19 protein-coding genes and 1 pseudogene are annotated in these 21502 nt (G+C 44.0%); 9 read left to right on the top strand and 11 right to left on the bottom strand.

Going from position 1 to position 21502, the window contains the following annotated elements; translation table 11 throughout:
• Positions 1 to 126 precede the first annotated feature (126 nt).
• Positions 127 to 1800, bottom strand: a complete 1674-nt coding sequence (locus ACTVIM_RS02280; RefSeq protein WP_445613519.1) for an L-lactate permease — start codon at positions 1798 to 1800, stop codon at positions 127 to 129.
• A 464-nt stretch (positions 1801 to 2264) separates the two neighbouring features.
• Here ACTVIM_RS02280 and ACTVIM_RS02275 point away from each other — a divergent pair, with 464 nt between their 5' ends.
• A complete protein-coding gene (locus ACTVIM_RS02275; RefSeq protein WP_144972719.1) occupies positions 2265 to 2990 on the top strand; it encodes a FadR/GntR family transcriptional regulator in 726 nt (241 codons plus the stop codon).
• Positions 2991 to 3304: 314 nt separating this feature from the next.
• On the opposite strand, the gene ACTVIM_RS02270 is transcribed toward ACTVIM_RS02275, so the two are convergent.
• Complete coding sequence (locus ACTVIM_RS02270) at positions 3305 to 4288, bottom strand: quinone oxidoreductase family protein (RefSeq protein ID WP_445613518.1); 984 nt, start codon at positions 4286 to 4288, stop codon at positions 3305 to 3307.
• Positions 4289 to 4887: 599 nt separating this feature from the next.
• Positions 4888 to 5121 (bottom strand): hypothetical protein, encoded by a 234-nt coding sequence (locus ACTVIM_RS02265; RefSeq protein ID WP_051962763.1) that lies wholly within the window; start codon positions 5119 to 5121, stop codon positions 4888 to 4890.
• A 582-nt stretch (positions 5122 to 5703) separates the two neighbouring features.
• Here ACTVIM_RS02265 and ACTVIM_RS02260 point away from each other — a divergent pair.
• A pseudogene (locus tag ACTVIM_RS02260) lies at positions 5704 to 5943 on the top strand (IS1634 family transposase); the annotation flags it as partial.
• Positions 5944 to 6382: 439 nt separating this feature from the next.
• Here ACTVIM_RS02260 and ACTVIM_RS02255 read toward each other — a convergent pair.
• From ACTVIM_RS02255 to ACTVIM_RS02235, 5 genes are all read right to left on the bottom strand, one after another.
• Positions 6383 to 7306 carry an ABC transporter ATP-binding protein gene (locus tag ACTVIM_RS02255; RefSeq protein ID WP_033020621.1) on the bottom strand — a complete coding sequence of 308 codons (924 nt, stop codon included), beginning with the start codon at positions 7304 to 7306 and terminating at the stop codon, positions 6383 to 6385.
• The gene (locus tag ACTVIM_RS02250) at positions 7306 to 7989 is read right to left on the bottom strand and encodes an ABC transporter permease (RefSeq protein ID WP_445613517.1); all 684 of its coding nucleotides are present in this window, start codon (positions 7987 to 7989) and stop codon (positions 7306 to 7308) included. Before ACTVIM_RS02250 ends, ACTVIM_RS02255 begins: the two co-directional genes overlap by 1 nt.
• A gap of 149 nt (positions 7990 to 8138) precedes the next feature.
• Positions 8139 to 9458, bottom strand: a complete 1320-nt coding sequence (locus ACTVIM_RS02245; RefSeq protein WP_445613516.1) for a hypothetical protein — start codon at positions 9456 to 9458, stop codon at positions 8139 to 8141.
• Between the two features lie 18 nt (positions 9459 to 9476).
• Positions 9477 to 10145: an ATP-binding cassette domain-containing protein gene (locus tag ACTVIM_RS02240; RefSeq protein ID WP_445613515.1), complete on the bottom strand. Its 669-nt coding sequence runs from the start codon at positions 10143 to 10145 to the stop codon at positions 9477 to 9479.
• A 171-nt stretch (positions 10146 to 10316) separates the two neighbouring features.
• Positions 10317 to 10520, bottom strand: a complete 204-nt coding sequence (locus ACTVIM_RS02235) for a hypothetical protein (protein ID WP_445613514.1) — start codon at positions 10518 to 10520, stop codon at positions 10317 to 10319.
• 210 nt (positions 10521 to 10730) lie between these two features.
• Here ACTVIM_RS02235 and ACTVIM_RS02230 point away from each other — a divergent pair, with 210 nt between their 5' ends.
• From ACTVIM_RS02230 to ACTVIM_RS02200, 7 genes are all read left to right on the top strand, one after another.
• Positions 10731 to 10895, top strand: coding sequence for a hypothetical protein (locus tag ACTVIM_RS02230; RefSeq protein ID WP_197055033.1), 165 nt, complete (start codon positions 10731 to 10733; stop codon positions 10893 to 10895).
• A 6-nt stretch (positions 10896 to 10901) separates the two neighbouring features.
• Positions 10902 to 11855 (top strand): polyprenyl synthetase family protein, encoded by a 954-nt coding sequence (locus ACTVIM_RS02225; protein WP_033844622.1) that lies wholly within the window; start codon positions 10902 to 10904, stop codon positions 11853 to 11855.
• A 142-nt stretch (positions 11856 to 11997) separates the two neighbouring features.
• Positions 11998 to 13950 carry a sensor histidine kinase gene (locus tag ACTVIM_RS02220; RefSeq protein WP_445613513.1) on the top strand — a complete coding sequence of 651 codons (1953 nt, stop codon included), beginning with the start codon at positions 11998 to 12000 and terminating at the stop codon, positions 13948 to 13950.
• The gene (locus ACTVIM_RS02215) at positions 13922 to 14521 is read left to right on the top strand and encodes a response regulator transcription factor (protein WP_445613512.1); all 600 of its coding nucleotides are present in this window, start codon (positions 13922 to 13924) and stop codon (positions 14519 to 14521) included. Before ACTVIM_RS02220 ends, ACTVIM_RS02215 begins: the two co-directional genes overlap by 29 nt.
• A gap of 604 nt (positions 14522 to 15125) precedes the next feature.
• Positions 15126 to 15923 (top strand): (Fe-S)-binding protein, encoded by a 798-nt coding sequence (locus tag ACTVIM_RS02210; protein WP_445613511.1) that lies wholly within the window; start codon positions 15126 to 15128, stop codon positions 15921 to 15923.
• The gene (locus ACTVIM_RS02205; protein ID WP_445613510.1) at positions 15862 to 17292 is read left to right on the top strand and encodes a LutB/LldF family L-lactate oxidation iron-sulfur protein; all 1431 of its coding nucleotides are present in this window, start codon (positions 15862 to 15864) and stop codon (positions 17290 to 17292) included. The genes ACTVIM_RS02210 and ACTVIM_RS02205 overlap by 62 nt, the downstream gene beginning before the upstream one ends.
• Positions 17289 to 18011: a LutC/YkgG family protein gene (locus ACTVIM_RS02200; RefSeq protein ID WP_445613509.1), complete on the top strand. Its 723-nt coding sequence runs from the start codon at positions 17289 to 17291 to the stop codon at positions 18009 to 18011. The genes ACTVIM_RS02205 and ACTVIM_RS02200 overlap by 4 nt, the downstream gene beginning before the upstream one ends.
• Positions 18012 to 18151: 140 nt before the next feature.
• Here ACTVIM_RS02200 and ACTVIM_RS02195 read toward each other — a convergent pair whose 3' ends face one another.
• The 3 genes from ACTVIM_RS02195 to ACTVIM_RS02185 all read right to left on the bottom strand — a co-directional run bounded on the left by ACTVIM_RS02195 (position 18152) and on the right by ACTVIM_RS02185 (position 21492).
• On the bottom strand, positions 18152 to 18490 hold the full coding sequence (locus tag ACTVIM_RS02195) for a hypothetical protein (RefSeq protein ID WP_445613508.1): 339 nt from the start codon (positions 18488 to 18490) through the stop codon (positions 18152 to 18154).
• Between the two features lie 395 nt (positions 18491 to 18885).
• Complete coding sequence (locus ACTVIM_RS02190; protein WP_445613507.1) at positions 18886 to 19431, bottom strand: hypothetical protein; 546 nt, start codon at positions 19429 to 19431, stop codon at positions 18886 to 18888.
• Positions 19432 to 20559: 1128 nt separating this feature from the next.
• Complete coding sequence (locus ACTVIM_RS02185; RefSeq protein ID WP_445613506.1) at positions 20560 to 21492, bottom strand: D-2-hydroxyacid dehydrogenase; 933 nt, start codon at positions 21490 to 21492, stop codon at positions 20560 to 20562.
• Positions 21493 to 21502 lie beyond the last annotated feature (10 nt).

Raw genomic sequence — 21502 nt, 5'->3', positions numbered from 1 at the left:
ACCATCACGAAAAACCCCGCTTCCATGGCGGGGCTTTTCGTTGAACATCGGACTTGTTGATAGCGGAAAAGGGGCCGGGCTTGGTGCCTCACTTCCGGGCCAAGCCTCATCCCCCTTTGTTCCCGTCTATGGAATCATCCACGACAATACCGTCGATTGCAAGTATACAAGAATACCGATCAAAATGATTAAAAATACGCTATGTTTGACCGTAAAGCGGAACAAGTCGGATTCTCTGCCCGTCAAGCCGACAGCCGCGCAGGCGACGGCGATCGACTGCGGCGAAATCATTTTCCCGACGACGCCGCCGGAGGAGTTGGCCGCCAACGCCAGCACTGGATCCATGCCGATCGATGTCGCCGTCACTTTTTGCAAGTTGCCAAACAACAAATTCGACGATGTATCGGAGCCGGTGATAAACACGCCAAGCCAGCCTAAAATCGGCGAGAAGAATGGGAAAAACGACCCTGTTTTCGCCAGCGCCATCCCGAGCGTCGTGCTCATGCCCGATGAGTTGGCGATATAGGCAAAGCCGACGACCGAAGCGATGGTGATAAGCGGGTATTTCAACTCATTCAACGTTTCCGCAAACGTCCGCACCCACTCTTTCCATGAAATGCCGACAATGAACTTGCTCACGACCGCGGCGAGCAAGATGGCCGTGCCGGCCGCCCCAAGCAGCTCAAGCTTATACACCGCCGCAATCGGTTGGCCGCTCGCGTTCAAAATTTGGTTGTTCAACCCCGGCACCGGCGGCATAAACGTCAAATGCGAGCCAATCGCATTGACGGCCTTCAGCAACCCGTTCGTTCCTTCATAGTGGCCGGTGAGCGCCGCCTTCACTTGCGGGATGCCCCAAAGCGAGATCAAAGCTGTCAGCACGAGGAATGGCGACCACGCCCGAAACACTTCCCCGCTGCTGTGCGTTGCACGAACCGCTTGCCCGGCCGCCGCCACCTCCGACTCGGTCGCAAAGCGGAAGGTGCTTTTCGGCTTCCAATAGTTCAAAAAGACAGCCAACGCGACGATCGACACGAGCGAGGACAAAATGTCCGGCAGCTCCGGTCCTAAAAAGTTCGATGACAAGTATTGCGTCAGCGCGAACGAAACGCCGGAGACGATGATGGCCGGCAATACTTCCACGGTCTTTTTCCAGCCCGCCATAATGAGAACAAGATAAAACGGGATAAAGATCGATAAAAACGGCAGCTGCCGCCCGACCATTTTCGAAATTTCCATCGCCGGTACGCCGGTCGGCCCTTCCATCGAGATGATCGGAATCCCGACTGCCCCGAACGCCACCGGAGCCGTATTGGCGATCAAACAGAGGCCCGCAGCGTAAAGCGGGTTGAACCCTAATCCAGCAAGCAATGCGGCCGAAATCGCCACCGGTGCGCCAAACCCGGCCGCCCCTTCCAAAAACGCCCCGAACGAAAAGGCAATGAGCAGCGCCTGCAGCCGCCGGTCTTCGGTGAGCGAAATGACCGAGTTGCGAATGATGTCAAAATGGCCGGTCTTCACCGTCAGCTTATATAAAAAGACAGACGTAATGATGATCCAGCCGATCGGGAGCAATCCGTACACCGCGCCTTGCGTCACCGACATGACCGCTTTTCCAGCCGGCATCCTGTAAGCGATCACAGCCAATACAACAGCAAACAGCAACGTCGTCAGCCCCGCAACATGCCCTTTCATCCGCTTGACGGCCAACGCCCAAAAGAAATACAAAATCGGAATGAGTGCGACAATCGCCGATAACCAAAGCTGATCAGCAATTGGCGTAAAATCTTGCTTCCACATGCGGTTTTCTCCTCCCCTTTGTGCCCGACTTGGCGGCGTTCACGAACGATCATCCGTCCCCTTTCTCATCTCCTCCAGTCATCAGATGACCGGATAAGAACGCCGTCTGTCTCAAATTATAAAAGCGTTTTCAACAAAAGACAATAGGTGTTTTTGTATTTTTTTGAACTTTCGATCCATTGTTTTTCCCCACACCGACGTTGACAGACAACGGAGAGAACCATTCTGCTTGTCGATACGGTCGAAGTTTCTTGACGATGTTGACGACAACCCAGCCCGTCGCCTTCACACTTCACCATGCGCGATGATGGAATGACTGGTTTTCCACGAGCTGCTGACGCCCTCGTCTGCCGGCAACAAAAAGCGCTTGTCTCGAGCGATGATGCTGTATCATAATAGACAGTGCAGGAGCTTTCCTTCCTCACAATCGGAAAGCTACTTTCATCGTATTTGAGGTGGATCCATTGGCATTTAAACGGATTAAAACAAAAAAAATTTACGAAGAAGTGGCCGAAGCTATTTTTGATATGATTAAAAACGGAGAGCTAAAACCTGGTGATAAACTCGATTCCGTGCAGCAGCTGGCCGAGCAGTTTCAAGTCGGACGGGCCGCCATTCGCGAGGCGCTCACCGCCTTGAAAGCGATGGGACTGATCGAGCTCAAACAAGGAGAAGGAACGTATGTGCGCGAGTTTGACCCAACGGTGATGACGTTTCCTTTATCGATTGCCGTCCTAATGAACAAGGAAGATATTTGGCATTTGCTTGAAGTGCGCAAACTGCTCGAGGCAGGCGCGGCCTCGCTCGCCGCCGCCAAGCGGACAGACCGCGACCTCGATGCGATGACCGAAGCGCTTCGCCAAATGAAAGAAGGGATTGGCAGCGATGAGCTTGGCGAAAAAGCGGATCTGGCCTTCCATATGGCGATTGCCGCGGCATCGCAAAATCCGATGTTGATGAGTATTATGAACAGCGTTTCCGGTATGATCGTCGAAACGATGCGGGAGACGCGCCGCATATGGCTGTTTTCGAAACAAACGACGACCGAAAAACTGCTTGCCGAACACCAAGCCATTTTCGAAGCCATCCGCGACCAAAATCCGGACGCCGCCCGAGCGCGCATGCTGGAGCATTTGACCAATGTCGAAAACGTACTGCGCCGCTACATTCGCACTCAGCAACCGGACTGAGTGCGTTTGCTGTGAAAATCCCGCCGGCAAGCAGTCATTTTCATCCCCGGGTGGAGGGCAAAAGGTTGCCCATGGATCTTTCCGTAAAAATGCAGGACTGACGCGAGATTTTCATGCTTGGGTGGAGGGCAGGCCGCTGCCCATGGAACGTTTCCATGAAAAAAATCCTTTCTAACGTAGAGTGTCCGTTAGAAAGGATACCGCGTTTTTAGTGATACACAAAGACCAAAATTCTTAACTTGATGGGGATAGGGGCACCCTGTTTGTCTCTTAGGGCATGGAAATTACTGTAATAAAAAATGCTCATCTACAGTTTATTTAATACTATCATTTACATTTATTATAATTTTTCCCGAGTGCATACGATTCTCCATTAGTGCATGAGCATTAGAAATTTCGCTTAACTCAAATACATGACCTATTTTTATTCTTAAATCCCCCTTCGAGATAAGTGGAATAACAGAATCTGCAATATGTTTTAAGTATTCTGGCCGCTCTTTTCTGGTTGTTCCCAAGCTGAAGCCGAGAACAGAACGACAACTTGCATGAACCTGATTTGTTAGAAATGTTCCCGGCTTCCCACTAGAATTACCAAAATGAATAAGACGCCCATAATTAGCTAAACAGTTCATACTCTGTTCAGAAACAGTACCGCCAACCGAATCTAAGATAACATTTACTCCTTGGCCATCTGTTCGTTCTTTTACTTCCCTAACAAAATTTTCATACGTAAATACTTCATCTGCTCCTGCATCTATTGCAATAAATTCTTTTTCTATATTTCCAACACTCCCAAATATTTGTTTAGCACCGAATATTCTTGCCAACTGAATAGCTGTAGTGCCAACACCCCCAGATGCAGAATGAATAAGTACGCTTTCTCCTTCTTGGATACGTGCCAAGTATTTCAGCAACGCATAGGATAAAAAACTGACAATCGGACATGCTGCCGCTGTCAACATATCCATATTATCTGGAATAGGAAATACAAGTTTTTCATCAGCAACAACATACTCCGTATAAGAACCATTTGATGGAAAAGCTATAACTCTTTGACCGACAGATATACTTTTCACTTGTTCCCCTACTTCAACAACAATACCTGCAGCATCTAGACCGAGAATTAACGGAAATTCTCCTTTAGCTTTTTTCCCTGTCCTATTTTTGATATCAGCGAAATTTAAACTTGTTTTGCTAACAGCAATAATAACTTCATTTGGTTTGGGTTTCGGTTCTTCTATGTCTTTTAATTTTAATACTTCTACTCCACCAAATTCCTCAATCACAACCGCTTTCATTACTAATTCACTCTCCTCACCATATATTTGTATATACATGCAACATGAAGAGTTCACCTCTCCGTTATCCTGTACACCCTAAGCGCTGTATCATTTCTTCCAAAGATCCTAGAAGGTTGGTAAAAAACCGCTGTTTGCCTTGATCGATGATGGAACGCGTGAACATAGAAGCTGATGCAACCAGTTTTTCTACTTGAGAAACGATTCTGAGAAGCGGTTGCGTGAGTAAATCACCGGCCCCCTAGGCCACGGGAGAGGAAGCTCGTTGCAGGAGAAGCCAAATGTTCGTTTTTCAATGAGCATGTATATAGTTTTCCGGGATCAAATCTAACCTTCATTCCAATTTCAGAATCGATAAACTCTCGTGAACTAGTCGCCATTCCTTCTGGTGTAACATCTTTCCATCCTTTATTGATTAATTCCTCAGGATCCTTTGGCAAGTGATTTGTAGAAAATTTCGCTTTACCTGTACCCTTAATGGAAGAATTACTTGACTTGGGTTCCCTTGGGTGTAAAGGATTCATTCGACAGTACAAACAAAAAATCCTCCCGCTTTTCATCGGAAGGGGCCGAAATGTCAGGAATACTCAACAACCGTGCTAATCTTTCGTTCTTCGTTTTTTATATAAAGCCAGACCAATTATAGAGGCAACCACTCCGCTGCTAAAACTCACTCTAAGTACATTTATAATATATTCAGGTATTTCTTTATACTCTGTTGCCGTCACCCCTCCTGTCATATAGGTTACTGTTTTATAGGGGACAAATATCAATGCTAAAGTGATTCCTATGACAAAACCGTACATAAAACCTTTTTCAATAAAATTATTCAAGATGCATTTCTCCCCTCTATTAAAGTTTTGAACTAATGAGCATTTTTATTACAATAATTTCCACACCCTAAAAAACAAACACGTACCCCTTAGGAGACATCGAGCTGTTTTTGGTAGTTAAAGCGTCGACAAGATGAACGAGAGGCTTGATGACCGGCTTCGAGAAATCAAGCGCCAATCCCAGCATCATGAAAAACTTGTGGATTCCTTAATGATGTGCTCATCGATTCCTAAGACATGAACCTCCTTGTGTGAATAGGTTTGAGCACATCTATTTTACTCAAGGGGCTGGGTTCATGTCTCCTTTTTTGTTTGGTTGTCAATTTATGTTAGCAAATTTGCTCATCTACAGTAACAGAAGACTCAGCTAATGTGGTAACAAGATTAGAAGATGATAAATTGTTATCAGTAGAAATTTCAGTTTGCGTGCATTGATTGTTAACACCCTGAATATCATCTAAAATTGTTTGAAGTTCTGCTTCACTATTAACTTTAATTACTTTAGCATTAGCAGGTATATCTGACTGTTTAATGTCCTTTAGTTTATATTCCTTAAACAATTCCTTATAAGTTTTTTATCTCCTTCCCGAGGTCGCCAGCCATCAGCTGTACCGGGCGATGGATGAACTGCTGATCGTGCAATCGGACTTGGAACGTCAAGTGTTCCATGCTGTAGCTGACTTATTGAATCTGGAAGTCGACTTGATTTACTTTGATACGACTTCCTCGTACTTCGAAGTGGATCCTTTTGAAACACCGGAAGGAGAATCGCTTCGAAAACAAGGATTTTCGAAAGACAAACGCCCAGACTTGGTTCAGATTCGAACCCATGAATCGTGGCCGAACGTAAGGGACGAATGCGAACGTCTCATGCTTGGACATTTTTCTTCAAAAAACGGTGACCTTTATCAACGAACCGAACTGACGACTAAACAGGCTCAATTCTTTGCGGCTCTAGGGCTGGAGCCTCCTCCGAAGATTCTAGGTATTCATCCTCGCGCCTAGATACACGCCCAACGTATGCCCAAATGCCTCTCGTCCCTTTGGTATCAAGGGATGAGAGGCATTTTGTTTGCCTAGTCACTGTCGAACTCGGGACATTGATGTGATCAAAAAAAAGCTCCATGTCGCCTAAGGGGCATCCTGTTTGTCTCTTAGGGTATGGAAATTACTGTAATGAAAAAATACTCATCTACAGTTAGCTAATTTGCTCATCTACAGTCAACTTATATCGATGTTGACATTAACTTATTGACCATGGCTAGCGATCCGCAGCACGATCAAAGAAAATATCCTCCAACGTCGCTTTTTCTACTCTTGCTTCATATATATCAATATTTTGACCCGACAAATAATGAATCAGCTTGGGAATGTCTGATTCCCGCCAAAGCTCACAACATAAATAGTCACCCGATATTTGCACATTGGAAATAAAATCGCCGACATCGCGTTTTAACAAGTGCACAATAGAATGCTGCTCTTCTTTCTTTATTTTTACCAATAACTGAATCGCTCGTTTATACATCCCTCTTAACTGTTCCATCGTCCCAATTTTCGAAATGACCCCGTCTTCCATAATCGCAATCGTATCGCATATTTTTTCTACTTCAGAAAGATTATGTGATGTTAGAAAAATCGTCATATCATTAGAAGCAAGTTGCTGAATAAGTTGCTGAATTTCGGCAGCCGATTCCGGGTCCAGACCGGAAGTCGGCTCATCGAGAAATACAACTGACGGTGTTCCTATGATCGCCTGGGCAATCCCAAGCTTCTTTTTCATTCCAAATGAGTAACTGCCGACCTTTTTCTTCTCATGCCCTTTCAATCCTACACTATCTAATATAGTCAACGCATCAACCTTTTTTAGTTTCACGTTTTTCAATTTCGCAAAGAATGTTAGATGTTCTAAAGCTGTGAAATCATAATAATAGTTTGCCGCATCAGGCATAACACCGATCATCTTCTTAATCTCGTTCATTTCTTTGTTCGTTTTCCCGCCAATCACAAAACTCCCTTCGCTAGGAAGCGTAATTCCCGTGAGCATGTTAATGGTCGTTGTTTTTCCTGCGCCGTTTTTGCCTAAAAAGCCGAAAATTTCGCCCTTTTCCACATCAAAAGTAACCCCTTTAACTACATAATGATCTTTAAATTTCTTTTTTAGGTTATGAACTTGTATCATTTTCATTACAAATCTCTCCTTTTAAATACCGCCAAGGCGATTAGCAGCATAAGCGCCGCGAAACAAGCAGGGACAAAAGTATAATAGCTTCCTTTCATAATGTAGTAATAAGGCAACACATATTTAACAATTTTTAAAACAAATTGCTTAGATGCGATAGACCATATCCCTAACACCGGTATAGCAATCCCTAATAAAATAGCAATGAATGTAGTATGGGATGGCTTTTTTAACACCAATGAAAGCAATATCGTCACACCGATAGCGTAGGCAAGAAAAGAGATCATTTTCAGAAAATCAAAAACAAATAGTTGTCCCGCAAACAAAGCAATGACAGTAAATGAACTTAGCACACAGACGAACCAAAACAAAAAAATCCCTAGAAACTTTCCAATTACAATGGCATTTCTTGAAGACTTTGTAACTAAAAAACGGATTGTCTGATTTTCCACTTCCCGATTTATCACATCATGAGATAACGATAAGACAAAGAGAGACCCAAAAAACATCACAAGTGCACGAATGCTGGAGACATACACGGATTCGCCTTGATCTTGTTGCAATAATTCTAAGTTATTGCTGAAAAATTTAGACGCGGCAAAACTCACAATCAGAAAGAACAAAATCACAGCAATCGACTTAAAGCTTTTAAATAAGCTTTTAAATTCTTTTTCAATAATGGCTCGCATGAATCATCACCTACTTTGTTCTCTTTTTCGAACTAAGCACAGAAACGAAAAGTACTGCAACAATAGCGATCAATATAAAATTGTACGGCGATTGATTGCGATAAATAAAATAGGCAACAGCGGCGACAGCCAATAGCAGATATCTCATGTTACTCCATTCCTCCCCTGTATATTTTGTAATACGTAAAAATACCGAAGACTACCAACGCTAAAATGCTCAGCAATGTTCCCGCGCGCAACAATATAAGCCCTACAAATAGGCTCAAAATGATATACTTTACAGAGGAAAATATTACATATTTCTTCGTCGGAGATTTTTGTGCTTTAAAATAAAGGCTGATACTATACAAAAAAATAGATATTATCATATTAGTGAACATAAGCGAAAGATGGACTTCAAAAAAAATACAGTAGACAACTAATGCAAACCAGCTAAACAAAATATTGAAACATCCTGCCACAAAATCATCGGACATTATCTTCCGCTGATTTGGTACAGGAAAACGATCAACAATGCTGTTGGAACGGAACAATCCTAACATTCTAACCTCATAAAAAAAATAACAACTCATCATAAATACTAAGTAAAAGCTAGAAATTTCGTCATTGGCTCCTTGTACAACATAGCTCCCCCAAGAATATACAATTGATAAAACCGTAATAGTCCAATATTTTAATAATACAGATTGATCCCTTATATATATCTTTATGCTCGTTTTTATGATATTTTGCAACTGCGGATTAAATACTGCTATATAACTCAGTTGAGAGATAACATTGCTCAATCTCCTAATGCCTATAGGAAGGTCTGGCTTCTTGACGATTAATAATTTATTCACAAAGACAGGTGCTGCCACCAATGATATAGCAACACTTAATAAGATTATAGAATCATATAGTCTTGTTTGAGAAAAGCAAACTGCATAATAATGGAAATTAAAAAAATATGGCTTCTCATTTTCCGTGAAAAACAAAATAGACAGAAAAATTATCGGGATTAAAAAACGCCAAAAATACTTTCTTTTAACTAAATAGAATATATACTCTATCACTTGAGACACGAATAGTAGAGAAAGAATCCGAAAAAAATAAAGGGTTATAAGCAACAATGGAGTTTGAATTATAACTAGGACAATAAAATTTAAAAAATAGAATCTCATTTTATCTCGGTTAAATAGTTTGCATAATCCATTTAAGATAACTATTTTAAATGGGTGTATAGGTGTTTTTTTTAAAAAAGCAAATAATGCTTCAATACTTTCTCTTTGATTTCCGTTCATAAATATGGAAATTGTGTGTAGAAGGAAAATGGCTAATGGGACTACCTTCAGTACAATATCAACTTGAAACATATGCAGCAAAACAGCCAATACTCCTCCAAAAAAAGCAGCAGTTCCCCAAGATAGCAATTTGTTAACATGCCCTTCTACTAGCTTTGTATAAATCATAAAATATTGTTTAATGAGCATGTTATTCTAGACTCCCTTTTATAAATAATCGTCCTCTTTAATTGTTCTATTAATGATTTGATAGCACCTATCCGATACCGCAATAGCCTCTTGGTATAAATGGCTTGTAAACAAAATAGAGTGACCCCTCTTTTTCTTCTCTAAAAATATCTCCCTAACCGCTTGGACTGAAGATGCATCTAATCCCTCAAAAATCTCGTCACAAACTAACAGAATCGGATCATATAATAAAATACCTATAAGTACAATTTTTTTTCTTGTCCCAAAAGATAAATTTCCGATTAGTTCATCTAAGTAAATCTTTACAGATAATTTCTCTGATAGATGTTCAATTTTTCTGCTCGTCTCTTTTTCAGATAAAGAAAAAACACCTTTTATAAATGAGAAATACTCATTAGGGGTTAAAAGCTCACAAAAAGAATAGTCATCCGTTGGCACAAATCCACTGTGCCTTCTAATTTGGATTCTTTTCGTTATATCATATCCGTTAATCTTAACTAATCCCGAGTCAAAATTTGTGTACCCTAATATGCAATGTAAAAATAAACTTTTTCCTGTTCCGTTCTTTCCGAACAGACAGCATATTTCTCCTCTTGCGATCGCCATATTGCAATCCTTTAAAATAACTTTGTGATTTATCATCTTTGTAAAATCCCTTACATATAATACATTGGAACCCATTGACATATCACTAAAACCTCGTTATAATTTATTTAATGAAAATAGGCTAGAACGCATCTTTTTATTGTTAATAATGTGTTCTAGACAAATCAAAATCAGCTCGAATGGTTGCAAAGGGATTTAGAGGGTCCCCTTTGTAACCATTTTTATTTTTATAGCCACAGGCTACCGTGCTAATTAGAAACCTAATAATTTTGCGATAGCCTCAATAACAGTAGACGATAACCCTGAAAGGTAATCAATAAGCGCACTAAGACCTTTGGCAATTGCATTTACAATCGCGCTACCCGCAACAGCGATAATCGCCTTTTTGATCCAATCGCTGAGCTTAGGCCAATTTCGAATTAAATATTCGGCAATTTTTCTAATTAGAGTTGCCATATTTTCATCCTCCCTCTATAAATATTGATGTATCAAGGATGCGTTCTAGCCTACGTTCTACATTTTAAGACAACTTGAAATAACAAACATCCGTATTTTCCGCAATTTTGATTGCGGAAAATACCTATTTTTAGAGAAGATGATGACATAAGTTGTAATATAGTGTAAAATTTAGATGAACCATAATCATTTATTGAGGGGGCTTTGTTTATGAATCAAAATTTATGGGATGTCCTTCAAGAACTTCTTGAGAAAGATGTCATTGGAACAGCGGAACTTGCGCTTGCAAAGGAACGCTTAAGTCCACAAGAATTTTCAGCACTCGCAGCATATCTTCAGGACAGTTCAAAAAAAGAAGGAAATCTTTGGGTGTAAGATTAGATGAACAGGATTGAAAAAAGCGCCATCAAAACTTTTTTGCAAAATCACTTGTTGACTAACTGTATGTTAGAAAAAGAAATCATTCAATATATTTTTCATCTGCTACACGGCAAGGGAAAAATATTTAGCACTGATGAAACACATTTTTCCTGGGGGGGATTTTATGCGCAAGTATCCTCCTTCCATTTGAAAGATGACACTTGCATACAATCTATTATTAGTCATGCTGCTGCTATTGAACTTCTCATTCTAGCAACTGACATTTTTGATGAGATTTCCGATTGTGATCAAAGTGATCTAATTGTAAGTCAACTATCGATCGGAGAAGCCATCTTGATCGCGAATGCACTTACGATGGAAGCATTTCGGCTTATTCTTCATAACTCTAAAGAAGATGATATACAAGAAAAACTTTCTATTATTATTTCTGAATTACAAAATACTTGTAATGGGCAATGGAAAGACTTACATTTTATTATTTCTGAATGTATTCCAACAGAAGAAGAATATTTTACGGTTGTTAAGCAAAAATCATCAGCACTGGTAAAACTAGTTTTTGAACTCAGTGATATGCCCAATAGACCTATATGGGAAACCATCGCAGCTGATATCGGTATTGCTGGCCAATTGAAAAATGATGCTCGGGATATTATGTCAGACGACAAAAGCGATCTCATTCATAAAAAAGCGACACTCCCGTTCATTAAAGCCATCGAATATAGCTCTAAAAAAGATAATGGATGGTTAGTAAGGAAGCTTCGCCAGCTAAAAGAAGCTAATAATAATTCTCCATTAATTAAGGAGATTAGAAACTACATTCAAAAAACAGGGGCGATCGACTACTGCTTGATTCTCTCGAAAATTTATATGGATAAGGCGTTTCGTCAAATAGCTGCTCATTTTCCCGAAAAGCAGGTGCAAATAGCCCGCTTAAAAAGATATTTAGAAAGTTAGGGATAGAATGAATAAAAAAGTTCTTCCTTTTAGCCTAATCCTTATTTCTATTTTTATTATTTGTTATTTTTTACTAAAAATGTACAATGAACATGTTTCGCCGCAACGTTATTTTCCAATATTCATAGGAATGATCTTTTTATTGTCTGGCATTTACAGTTATGTGCAAAAACCGAATTCGATTGTCGTTCAGTATTTTTTAGCTCTTATGTTTATTAGCGGAATGGCCATCGCTCTGTCAGGCCCTTCCAGCGAAAATATAAAGCCAGCAAGAGAATTGGAGGTCGTTTTTATTTCATTTGCTCCTTACATCCTTTTAAAATTTTTTGAACATTTTCCTTCGTCTGCAAAACCGAACTTTTTTCGCCAAGTGCGCATTCTCACGTTATATATGGCCATCTTTATAACGATCAGTTATCTATTCATTGGTATTCATCATCATGTCATCATTAGCACAATCATTCGTCCATGTATTGTAGCCAATATTATTCTAGCACTGCTAGGTTGCGTAGTCCTATTTTATTTACACCTTCGTTCCAATTCGAATAAGATAAAAAGTCAAATATATCTTTTAATTGGCAGCATCATGATATCGTTTGCGCCCGTTGTTATTCTTAACTTGATTCCAAATGCGTTTTTTTTCCTGCCCGGCGCTCCTTTTCATTATAGCCTTGGCAGTATAGTCATGTTTCCACTGACGTTGTCATATTTGTTAACCCGACAGGAAATTATCGATTTTCGCGAAATATTAGAGAAAATGATGGTCCGTCTATTCATGATTGGTTGTTGTTTAGCAATATTTAATCTATTATTGTCGCTATTTTACGATATACACTTTAAGCTCGGCATCTTAATCAACACATTGCTCATTTGCCTTTTTATTGTCTATGATCTAATCGACAAAGGGCTCGAACCGCTGCAAATGAGGAAATGGCATGGAAAACAAGAGGAGATTCAAAAAGAAAAACTCGCCATTCTTCAAGAGTTGCTAAATGGTAAACATTTACAATATTGTGCTAAGCTCATTGCTGATTTAATACACAAAACGATCGATGTGAGTGGAGTATGCATCGTGTGGAAACATGATCACAGCCCTACTGTATTGCATAAAACAGGAATGTTCCATCATTTTCACGATAGTGAATTATTATCTTATGCTTGTCAAAGCAGCTATTTTTCCAAAATGACTATGAATGAAAAGAGCGTCTTTTTCTATCCTATGAATATAGACGATGCATTAATCGGCTGGATGATGATTGGAGAAAAAACAAACGCGACGGTTTTTGACAACGAAGAACAAAAACTAATGAAAAAAATCCAAATGGATGCCATAGAATTATTCACCAGCTCAAAAACGTTACAACAGATTGAGAACCAACTAAAGAAAACAACAGAAGAATCACGGATGTCTGAGCAATCCCACTGGCTCCTTCTTCATGAACATGAAGAAGAAAAAAGGAAGGTATCAACTTTCCTCCATGATGAGGTATTACAACATTTAATTCTTCTTTTGAATAAGCTTGAGTGGCTTATTCAAAAGAAAAATATAGATAAAAAACTATTCGAGGACATGAAAGGGTTGCTTCAACGCGATATTTTTGAAATCAGAGAGATGTGCCATGAACTATATCCTGTTATGGTGGAAGATTTAGGACTCAAACAAGGTCTCTCTTCATTAAAGAGAAAATGCGAAACGAACTATAACGTGATTGTTGAAGTCAATTATATTGCGAACCTAAAAATCATTCCGCCGTTTCTCTCAATACAAGCATTTCGGATCATTAAAGAATTAGTTTATAACGCCATCAAACATTCTTCGTCAAGAAAGATTGTTGTAACTGTTGAAGAAACACAACAGTTTCTAAATATACAAGTCAAGGATTACGGCGTCGGATTTAAGGTGCCGGATCATTTATTAGAATTATCACAGACAAATCACTTAGGTTTAATTACAATTCAAAAACGGGTTCATCAGTTAAATGGGACACTGACAATACATTCAGAGCTGGGGGTTGGAACTTGCATTTCCATTTCTTTGCCAATTACAGTTGAAGAAGGTGGGGGCAATGAAAATCAAAGTATTATTAGTAGATGACCATTTATTGGTCATGCATGGCATCCAACAATTGTTAGAAAATGAAATTGATTTGGAAGTCGTCAATACCGTTTGCGATCCCGCACTTTTAGAGACAGAAATCAAAAAACATAATCCTAATGTCGTTGTCATGGATATAAGGATGAAAAATGATAATGGGATTGAATGGACGAGAAAAATTGCCCAAACATACCCTACCTGCAAAGTTGTGATTTTATCCGGATATAATTATGACGAATACATTCAAGCCGCCTATGAAGCTGGCGCTTATGCCTTCGTCACTAAGGAAAGTTCGGTCTTTGAATTAGCCAATGCCATTCGGCAAACTTATCTAGGGGTTAAATCGTTCCCAATTAATCGATTGGACCACTGCAACTCTCCTCTTACAAAAACTGAATTGGACATTCTCCAACTCATTTCCGAAGATAAGACAAATGTGGAAATTAGCGAATTGCTGCATATCAGCCGCAGAACAGTAGAACATCATGTGTCTTCCATTTTGCGAAAGCTCGATGCTGATTCGCGGGTCGGAGCGGTTGTGAAGGCAATAAAGCTGGGATTGATTGGGTAGAAAGCTCACAAGGCTAGCTGTTCTCTAGCTAAACACTAGATATAGAATTGCAGATTCGATTAATGAGCATATATAGTAGAAAAAAGGGTGTATCATTGCTTTTGGACACCCTCTTTCCTTTCTAGTCAATCGATAAAGAACAACGACGATTGTTGGGCTCAGACTGATTAATAGCAAAAAAAGACAACTTTCAGCTACGCTAGCCGCAATTCACCTCCCCCTTTTCATTTTGCTTAGAAGCGGGAGACTTCTTCCGTTGATAAGTTGACGTAAATGGGTTATTGCTTTCCTTGAAAATGCAGGACTGGCGCAGATTTTCCATCCACGGGTGGAGGGCAAAACGCTGCCCACGGAACTTTCCGTGAACATGCTGCATCGGCGCGCGTTTGCATCCCGAAGTGAAGGGCAGATTGCGCTGCTCATGGGACTTTCTGTGAAAATGTGTCGTCTGAATTCATCATTTCATGCTAGGGGGAAACAAGACTTATTCATGAGTGTTTTTTTTTTCAAAAAAGGGCTACGAATCGGAAAAAAACATTTTATAATAGACATATAGTCATCAGATGACCTGTTCATTAAACTCGGTACACGGGAGGGAGAACCGATGAAAGTCTCGTTATTCGTCACCTGCCTGATCGATCTCTTTTATACGGAGGCCGGCAAAGCGACCGTCGAACTGCTCGAGCGGCTCGGCTGTGAGATTGATTTTCCCGAGGCGCAAACGTGCTGCGGACAGCCGGCGTATAACAGCGGCTATGTCCAAGAAGCGAAAGAGGCGATGAAACAAATGATGCGCGCGTTCGCCGATGCCGACTATGTCGTCACCCCATCCGGCTCGTGCGCGGCCATGGTAAAAGAATACCCGCACCTCTTCCGCGGCGATCCGGAATGGGAAGACGAAGCGAAGCGCCTAGCGGCGAAAACGTACGAGCTGACGCAATTTCTCGTTGACGTGCTGAACGTCGAGGATGTCGGCGCCTCGCTCCCCGGACGGGCGACGTACCATACGTCCTGTCACATGACAAGGCTCCTTGGCGTCAAAGAAGCGCCGCTCCGCTTATTAGAACATGTCAACGGGCTTGAGCTTGTTCCGCTGCCGAACGCTCATCAATGTTGCGGATTTGGCGGCACGTTTTCCGTCAAAATGGGCCCGATTTCCGAACAAATGGTAGATGAAAAAATCGCCCATATCGACGAAGTGGACGCCGACTACGTGATCGGCGCCGATTGCGGCTGTTTACTAAACATTGGCGGACGCATCGAGCGGCTCGGCAAACCGATTCGCGTCATGCATATCGCCGAAGTGTTAAATCAGCATAGCGAAAAGGAGGGGAACGACAATGCCGATGAAAATCGAAAACGGACCGTTTTGGAAACGGGTCGAGGAAAACTTGCAAAATAATTTTATGCGCGGGGCGGTCGCCGGCATGCAAGACCGCGGCTATGTGCGCCGGCTTGGCGTCATTGAAGAGCTCGGCCATTGGGAGGAGTGGCGCTCGCTCGCTGAACAAATCCGAAAACATACGCTCGAAAACTTGGACTATTATTTAATGCAGCTTAGTGAAAACGTTGCCAACCGGGGCGGCCACGTCTTTTTCGCCCGGACGGCCGAAGAAGCGAACGACTACATCCGCCGCATCGCTTTGGAAAAACAAGCGAAAAAAATCGTCAAATCCAAATCAATGGTGACCGAGGAAATCAATTTAAACCCGGTGCTTGAGGCCATCGGCTGTGACGTTGTCGAAACCGACCTCGGCGAGTACATTTTGCAGATTGACGATCATGACCCGCCGTCGCATATCGTCGGCCCGGCGCTCCATAAAAACAAAGAGCAAATTCGCGATGTCTTCCGCCGCAAGCTTGGCTATGATAAATCGTCGGATCCCGTTGAACTTGCCCGCCATGCCCGCGAAACGCTGCGGCGCGACTATTTGACGGCTGACATCGGCATCACCGGCTGCAACTTCGCCATCGCCGAATCGGGCTCGATCACGCTCGTTACGAACGAGGGCAACGCCGACTTAGTGACCGCGCTGCCGAAAACCCAAATTACGGTCATGGGCATGGAGCGGATCGTTCCGACATTTGAAGAAATGGAAGTGCTTGTGAGCATGTTGACGCGCAGCGCCGTCGGGCAAAAATTGACGAGCTACATCACCGTCCTCACCGGTCCGCGCGACGAAGGGGACGCTGACGGACCGGAAGAGTTCCATCTCGTCATCGTCGACAACGGGCGCTCATCGATTTTAGGCACAGAGTTTCAGCCGGTGCTGCAATGCATTCGCTGCGCGGCCTGTGTCAACGTCTGCCCCGTGTACCGCCATATCGGCGGCCATTCGTACGGCTCGATTTACTCCGGCCCGATCGGTGCGGTCTTGTCGCCGCTTTTAGGCAGCTATGACGACTACAAGGAGCTTCCGTACGCGTCCTCCCTTTGCGCGGCCTGTACGGAGGCATGTCCGGTGAAAATTCCGCTTCATGAGCTGCTCATCAAACATCGCCAAATCATCGTCGAGCAGGAAGGAAAAACACCGGTCGCGGAAAAACTGGCGATGAAGGCGTTTCGTCTCGGGACCGCCTCACCGTCATTGTACCGGTTCGGCACGAAGTTGGCGCCAAGCGCCTTCGCCCCGTTTGCCGAAGACGGGCGCATCAGAAAAGGCCCCGGCCCACTGAAAGCGTGGACAGAAAGCCGCGAGTTTCCGGCGCCAAGCAAAGAGCGGTTCCGTGACTGGTTTCGCGATCGGCAAAAAGGAGGGAATCCATCATGACGCGTGGTACGATTCAAAACCGTGACGCGTTTTTACAAACGATCGCCGAGCGTCTCGGAAGAAGCCCCCGCCTGTCCGGCATCTCCCGGCCGCAATGGGATAATGCGCCGCAATGGACGGTGTTTGCCGGCTATAGCCAAGACGACTTGCTGGCGGCGCTTCGCCAACAGTGCACACTCATTCATACGGACTACATCGAGACAACAAGCGCCGAACTGGCGGACGTGCTGAAGCGACAAGTGTCGGCCTACGGCGGCGGACCGGTCATCGTGCCAAACGATCCGCGCTTTGCCGAGTATGGCCTGTCCCTCTTGCTTCAGGAGGAATGGCCGGCGGCACAAACGGACGTTCACGTGTGGAACCCGGCGCTCGGCCGCCAAAACATTGACGCCGCCGAACAGGCGAACGTCGGCATCGCCTTTAGCGACATCACCCTCGCGGAATCGGGAACGGTCGTGCTGTTTTCCCGCAACGGGCAAGGGCGGGCCATTCACTTTCTGCCGAAGACGTATATCGCCATCGTTCCGAAAAGCACCATCGTGCCGCGCATGACGCAAGCGGCGGCGCTCATTCACGAGCAAATCGAACAAGGCGTCCTCGTTCCGTCATGCATCAACTTCATCACCGGCCCGAGCAACTCCGCCGACATTGAAATGAACTTGGTCGTCGGCGTCCACGGGCCAATGAAAGCGGCGTATATCATTGTCACCGACCGGTAAGCAACGCGAAACGGTGCCCCTTGTTCATCGGGCACCGTTTTTTTCGTTCAATATTGTCGGCTCACATCGATCGCATTGGCAAGCGGCTTCCCGACTTCGATGCGGCAAAAGTGGTTGTTCGCAACGGTTGGACGTCTTGATCAATTCGGGTGGAACGGACTGACAGACACTTTCGCGTGATTTTTCACATCCGTAACGACCAGCAAAATTTGTCTCCCATTCTTCTCATAAACGAAAGCTGATCCCCACCTGTCAACTTGAGTCCATTGACGTTTCTCCAATTCGTCAAGATAATAGTCAGCCACTTCCTCCGCCGAAGAAGACGCAACAACAAACTCCACCCGTTCATCCACCGAACGAATGTCACTCGCTTGTGGATGCAGCGGGATGTCTTGATACCCTGGCACAGTCTGTTGCTGCTGACATCCTGAAAAAAAAGCAATTACAAGGATTAAAACCAACGGGATGCCTATGCGCACTTCATCCTCCTCCGCTCCCACAGGCTTAAGCAAACTCTCAGCGTTGGAATACGTCCATAGCACACGAAATTTTTGCTGGACGATCTATCATGAAACTACCCAAATTCGAACATGTGGAAAGGTATTTTCATTCTTTCAATGGTGACAAAATTTTTTCGTTATGGAAGTCTAGCATCACACTTCGCAGCAGGCGATTAACAGCGGTTGCCCCTAGTCCATGAACGAAAGTGTGAAAAGAATAATCGGGGTTGCAAGGTTTCTTTATTTGAGAAATGATACTGGAAAACTGTAGACGCTAGGAAAACCGCCTTTTAGGTTAGTTCCCCCAATAATAATCCGTCACATGGAGGAACCGTGTCGTCTTCGCTCCCAAATCCCAATGACGGTGATACGCATCATCTTTTCGAATACGTATCTTGACCGCTCACCTTGACAATCAGCCAATGACCATCCCGTTTGGCCAAGGTAGCGGAATAAGGAATGTTCGCTTCCTTGGTCATCACGGCTTCATTTGATCCCGGAAACATAGATTCGTACTCAACTGAAACGAAGACCTGAACCTTGGCTGTTTTGCCGCTAATCTCAACATTTTCGAAGACAGGATGAACATTTACACTCGTATATCGAAACCCAGCACGAGCAGCCGGTTCCAAGTAATGTCTTCTCACATAGGCACGCTCGCGGCTTTCCTCTTGTTCGGAAGTGTCCGGATCATAAAACGATTTTATGTTCACCTGTGGATCGATCATTAGACGCCATCGTGCCTCTAAAGCTTGAACAATGGTCTGCTGTACAGCGACAAGATCACGGTCACTTGCAGGGCTTGCTACTAAGCTGAAAGCTATAGCCGTGCTCCCCCCTGAGACAAATAGGCTCGCTAGTCCTGTCACAAAGACAATCAGCGAGGCGATCAATCGCTTCCACTGTAATGGGCGAAACATAACATTCACTCTCCTTTGCTATTCCCCTTTTTCCATCAATCATATCAACACCAATGCAGTTGAGAAACACAACGCGAAGCCATTTTAATCTCGTAGATCTCCCCTTTTTTCATGACAGTTGTATAGCTAGTGAGGCAAACCGGCTGGATTCTTAGTTCAGAAAGTTGAATTCCGTGGTCATTGTGGAGTCACAAAGCGATGTGGAAACGAGTCGCGTTTTTAGCAGATTATCAAAATTGATTATGATTACGGGAACATTGAACTCCAACGCAATATACAGTCGTGAACTCCCTTTCGAAAGAAAGAGGGTGAAAAACAGGAATGTTCCTCCGACGGTGAATACGTGTGAAAAGAAGGGCTGATGCCATAAAGACGCGATACAGGGAAACTTGTATGCCCTAGAACGGCCTTTTAGAAGGCTGATAAAAACCGCAGATTTGCTCGATTGATGAGAAGTGCCAAGGAATGAAATGACATCGTTGCAAAGTTTTTCAATTTGAGAAGTAATGTTGGACAGCGGTAGTTCCCCGTGGATCACCGGTCTTGGACAGATTGCAAAGAAGAAGGAAACACTCGAACTGGCAAAGGCGGACATTGCCAACGCTAGACACTCGTCCTTGCTCTCGTCTTTCCGCTTTCCAACCCATGGGGTCTTTCACTATTGCTCTTCACCAAAAGTTGTGCTTGACTGTTTCAAAAAACATGCTATACTTCCTCCTGTAAACAAAAACAGAAAATTAACAATTTTCATACATATTGACACAAAAAGAAGTCTCAATTGTCAAGTACACGTTGTGGTGATGAACCTATTTTTATCATAGCAAAACTGAATTTACCAAATCAACGGTATTTTCCACGATTGGACAAATTTTTTCACCGTTCCCCTTTCGCCAACGTCCGCCAAGCGATTGGCTTGTTTTATGAGACAAATCCCCATCGCAGCCAACTATACGCGGGACGCATTGGACCGCCCACTGCCCTAATCAGCCAAGGATTGTGAAAGGTTTGGACATGGATGAAAACAAATGTCTCAAAGAGGGACGAGCGATGGCCAAAAAGGCGGCCGTCGCTCGTGGTGCCGGTCAAAAAGTTACTCAAAAAGCCTTTGTGAAATAGGTAGGATGCCGTTCAATATTGCCGGCTCACATCAACCGCATTGGCAAGCGGCTCCCCGGCTTCGATGCGGTCAAGCGTGTCCAATATAGAGCGGGCGGCGTCCTCGGCCGCGGTGAGCGCCGCGATATGCGGAGTGATGATGACATGCGGATGACCCCATAGCGGCGAGTGCGGCGGCAGCGGTTCTTCTTCAAACACATCGAGCACGGCGAGGCGCACGTTTCGGTTTTCCAGCGCCCCGACAAGCGCCGCCTCCTCGACCGTGGCGCCGCGGCCGACATTGATAAAGCCCGCATTGTGCAGGCAGGAAAAAAACGTCTCATCAAAGAGATGATGCGTTTCTTCTGTCAGCGGAAGCGCGGCGATCACCCAATCGGCGCGAGCAAGTGCCTCCCCCGCCTCGTCATGGCGGTAAACAGCCGAAAACGGCGGCGTGTCTCGGCCGCTTCGCGAGACGCCGACTGGAGAAACCCCAAACAGACGAAGCGTTTCGGCAATGCGCCGGCCGATCTCGCCCATCCCGTAAATGACCATCCGCTGTTCGCTAAGTCGCTTCGGAGCGACCGGCTTCCACTGCCGCTGTTCTTGATACCAAGCATACACGTCATGGCATTGGGCGTCGCGCAGCAAGTAGCTGAGGCAATATTCAGCGATCTGCTCGCCAAATGACCCGATCGTCCGCGTCAGCAGCACGTCCAGCTTCCATTTCCGCTTCCACAAAAACGCGTCGACCCCCGCTCCGAGCGAATGCACCCAGCGCAAATGGGCAAGCGAAAACGGCCCAGCCGGCCGAAAGCCGATGTACGCATCCGCCCAAGCAAAATCCGCCTCCTGCAATTCGTCTTCAGCGACAAAGCGAAACGCTTTATCGGGCCGCTTGTCCGGAAGAAGAGCGGCAAGCTCGGCATAAAGCCTTCCCGTTACGAGAATGCGTTGAATGTTCATGGACGCACAC

This window comes from Geobacillus sp. YF-1, assembly GCF_052692335.1.
Note: the sequence above shows the minus strand (reverse complement) of the source record. Positions and strands in the feature narration are given on the sequence as shown.

Excerpts from the sequence above, each read along its gene's own strand:
- ACTVIM_RS02280 (WP_445613519.1), bottom strand. The coding sequence starts at position 1,800 with ATGTGGAAGCAAGATTTTACGCCAATTGCTGATCAGCTTTGGTTATCG.
- ACTVIM_RS02270 (WP_445613518.1), bottom strand. The coding sequence starts at position 4,288 with ATGAAAGCGGTTGTGATTGAGGAATTTGGTGGAGTAGAAGTATTAAAA.
- ACTVIM_RS02255 (WP_033020621.1), bottom strand. The coding sequence starts at position 7,306 with ATGAAAATGATACAAGTTCATAACCTAAAAAAGAAATTTAAAGATCAT.
- ACTVIM_RS02250 (WP_445613517.1), bottom strand. The coding sequence starts at position 7,989 with ATGCGAGCCATTATTGAAAAAGAATTTAAAAGCTTATTTAAAAGCTTT.
- ACTVIM_RS02245 (WP_445613516.1), bottom strand. The coding sequence starts at position 9,458 with ATGCTCATTAAACAATATTTTATGATTTATACAAAGCTAGTAGAAGGG.
- ACTVIM_RS02240 (WP_445613515.1), bottom strand. The coding sequence starts at position 10,145 with ATGTCAATGGGTTCCAATGTATTATATGTAAGGGATTTTACAAAGATG.
- ACTVIM_RS02235 (WP_445613514.1), bottom strand. The coding sequence starts at position 10,520 with ATGGCAACTCTAATTAGAAAAATTGCCGAATATTTAATTCGAAATTGG.
- ACTVIM_RS02230 (WP_197055033.1), top strand. The coding sequence starts at position 10,731 with ATGAATCAAAATTTATGGGATGTCCTTCAAGAACTTCTTGAGAAAGAT.
- ACTVIM_RS02225 (WP_033844622.1), top strand. The coding sequence starts at position 10,902 with ATGAACAGGATTGAAAAAAGCGCCATCAAAACTTTTTTGCAAAATCAC.
- ACTVIM_RS02215 (WP_445613512.1), top strand. The coding sequence starts at position 13,922 with ATGAAAATCAAAGTATTATTAGTAGATGACCATTTATTGGTCATGCAT.
- ACTVIM_RS02210 (WP_445613511.1), top strand. The coding sequence starts at position 15,126 with ATGAAAGTCTCGTTATTCGTCACCTGCCTGATCGATCTCTTTTATACG.
- ACTVIM_RS02205 (WP_445613510.1), top strand. The coding sequence starts at position 15,862 with ATGCCGATGAAAATCGAAAACGGACCGTTTTGGAAACGGGTCGAGGAA.
- ACTVIM_RS02200 (WP_445613509.1), top strand. The coding sequence starts at position 17,289 with ATGACGCGTGGTACGATTCAAAACCGTGACGCGTTTTTACAAACGATC.
- ACTVIM_RS02190 (WP_445613507.1), bottom strand. The coding sequence starts at position 19,431 with ATGTTTCGCCCATTACAGTGGAAGCGATTGATCGCCTCGCTGATTGTC.
- ACTVIM_RS02185 (WP_445613506.1), bottom strand. The coding sequence starts at position 21,492 with ATGAACATTCAACGCATTCTCGTAACGGGAAGGCTTTATGCCGAGCTT.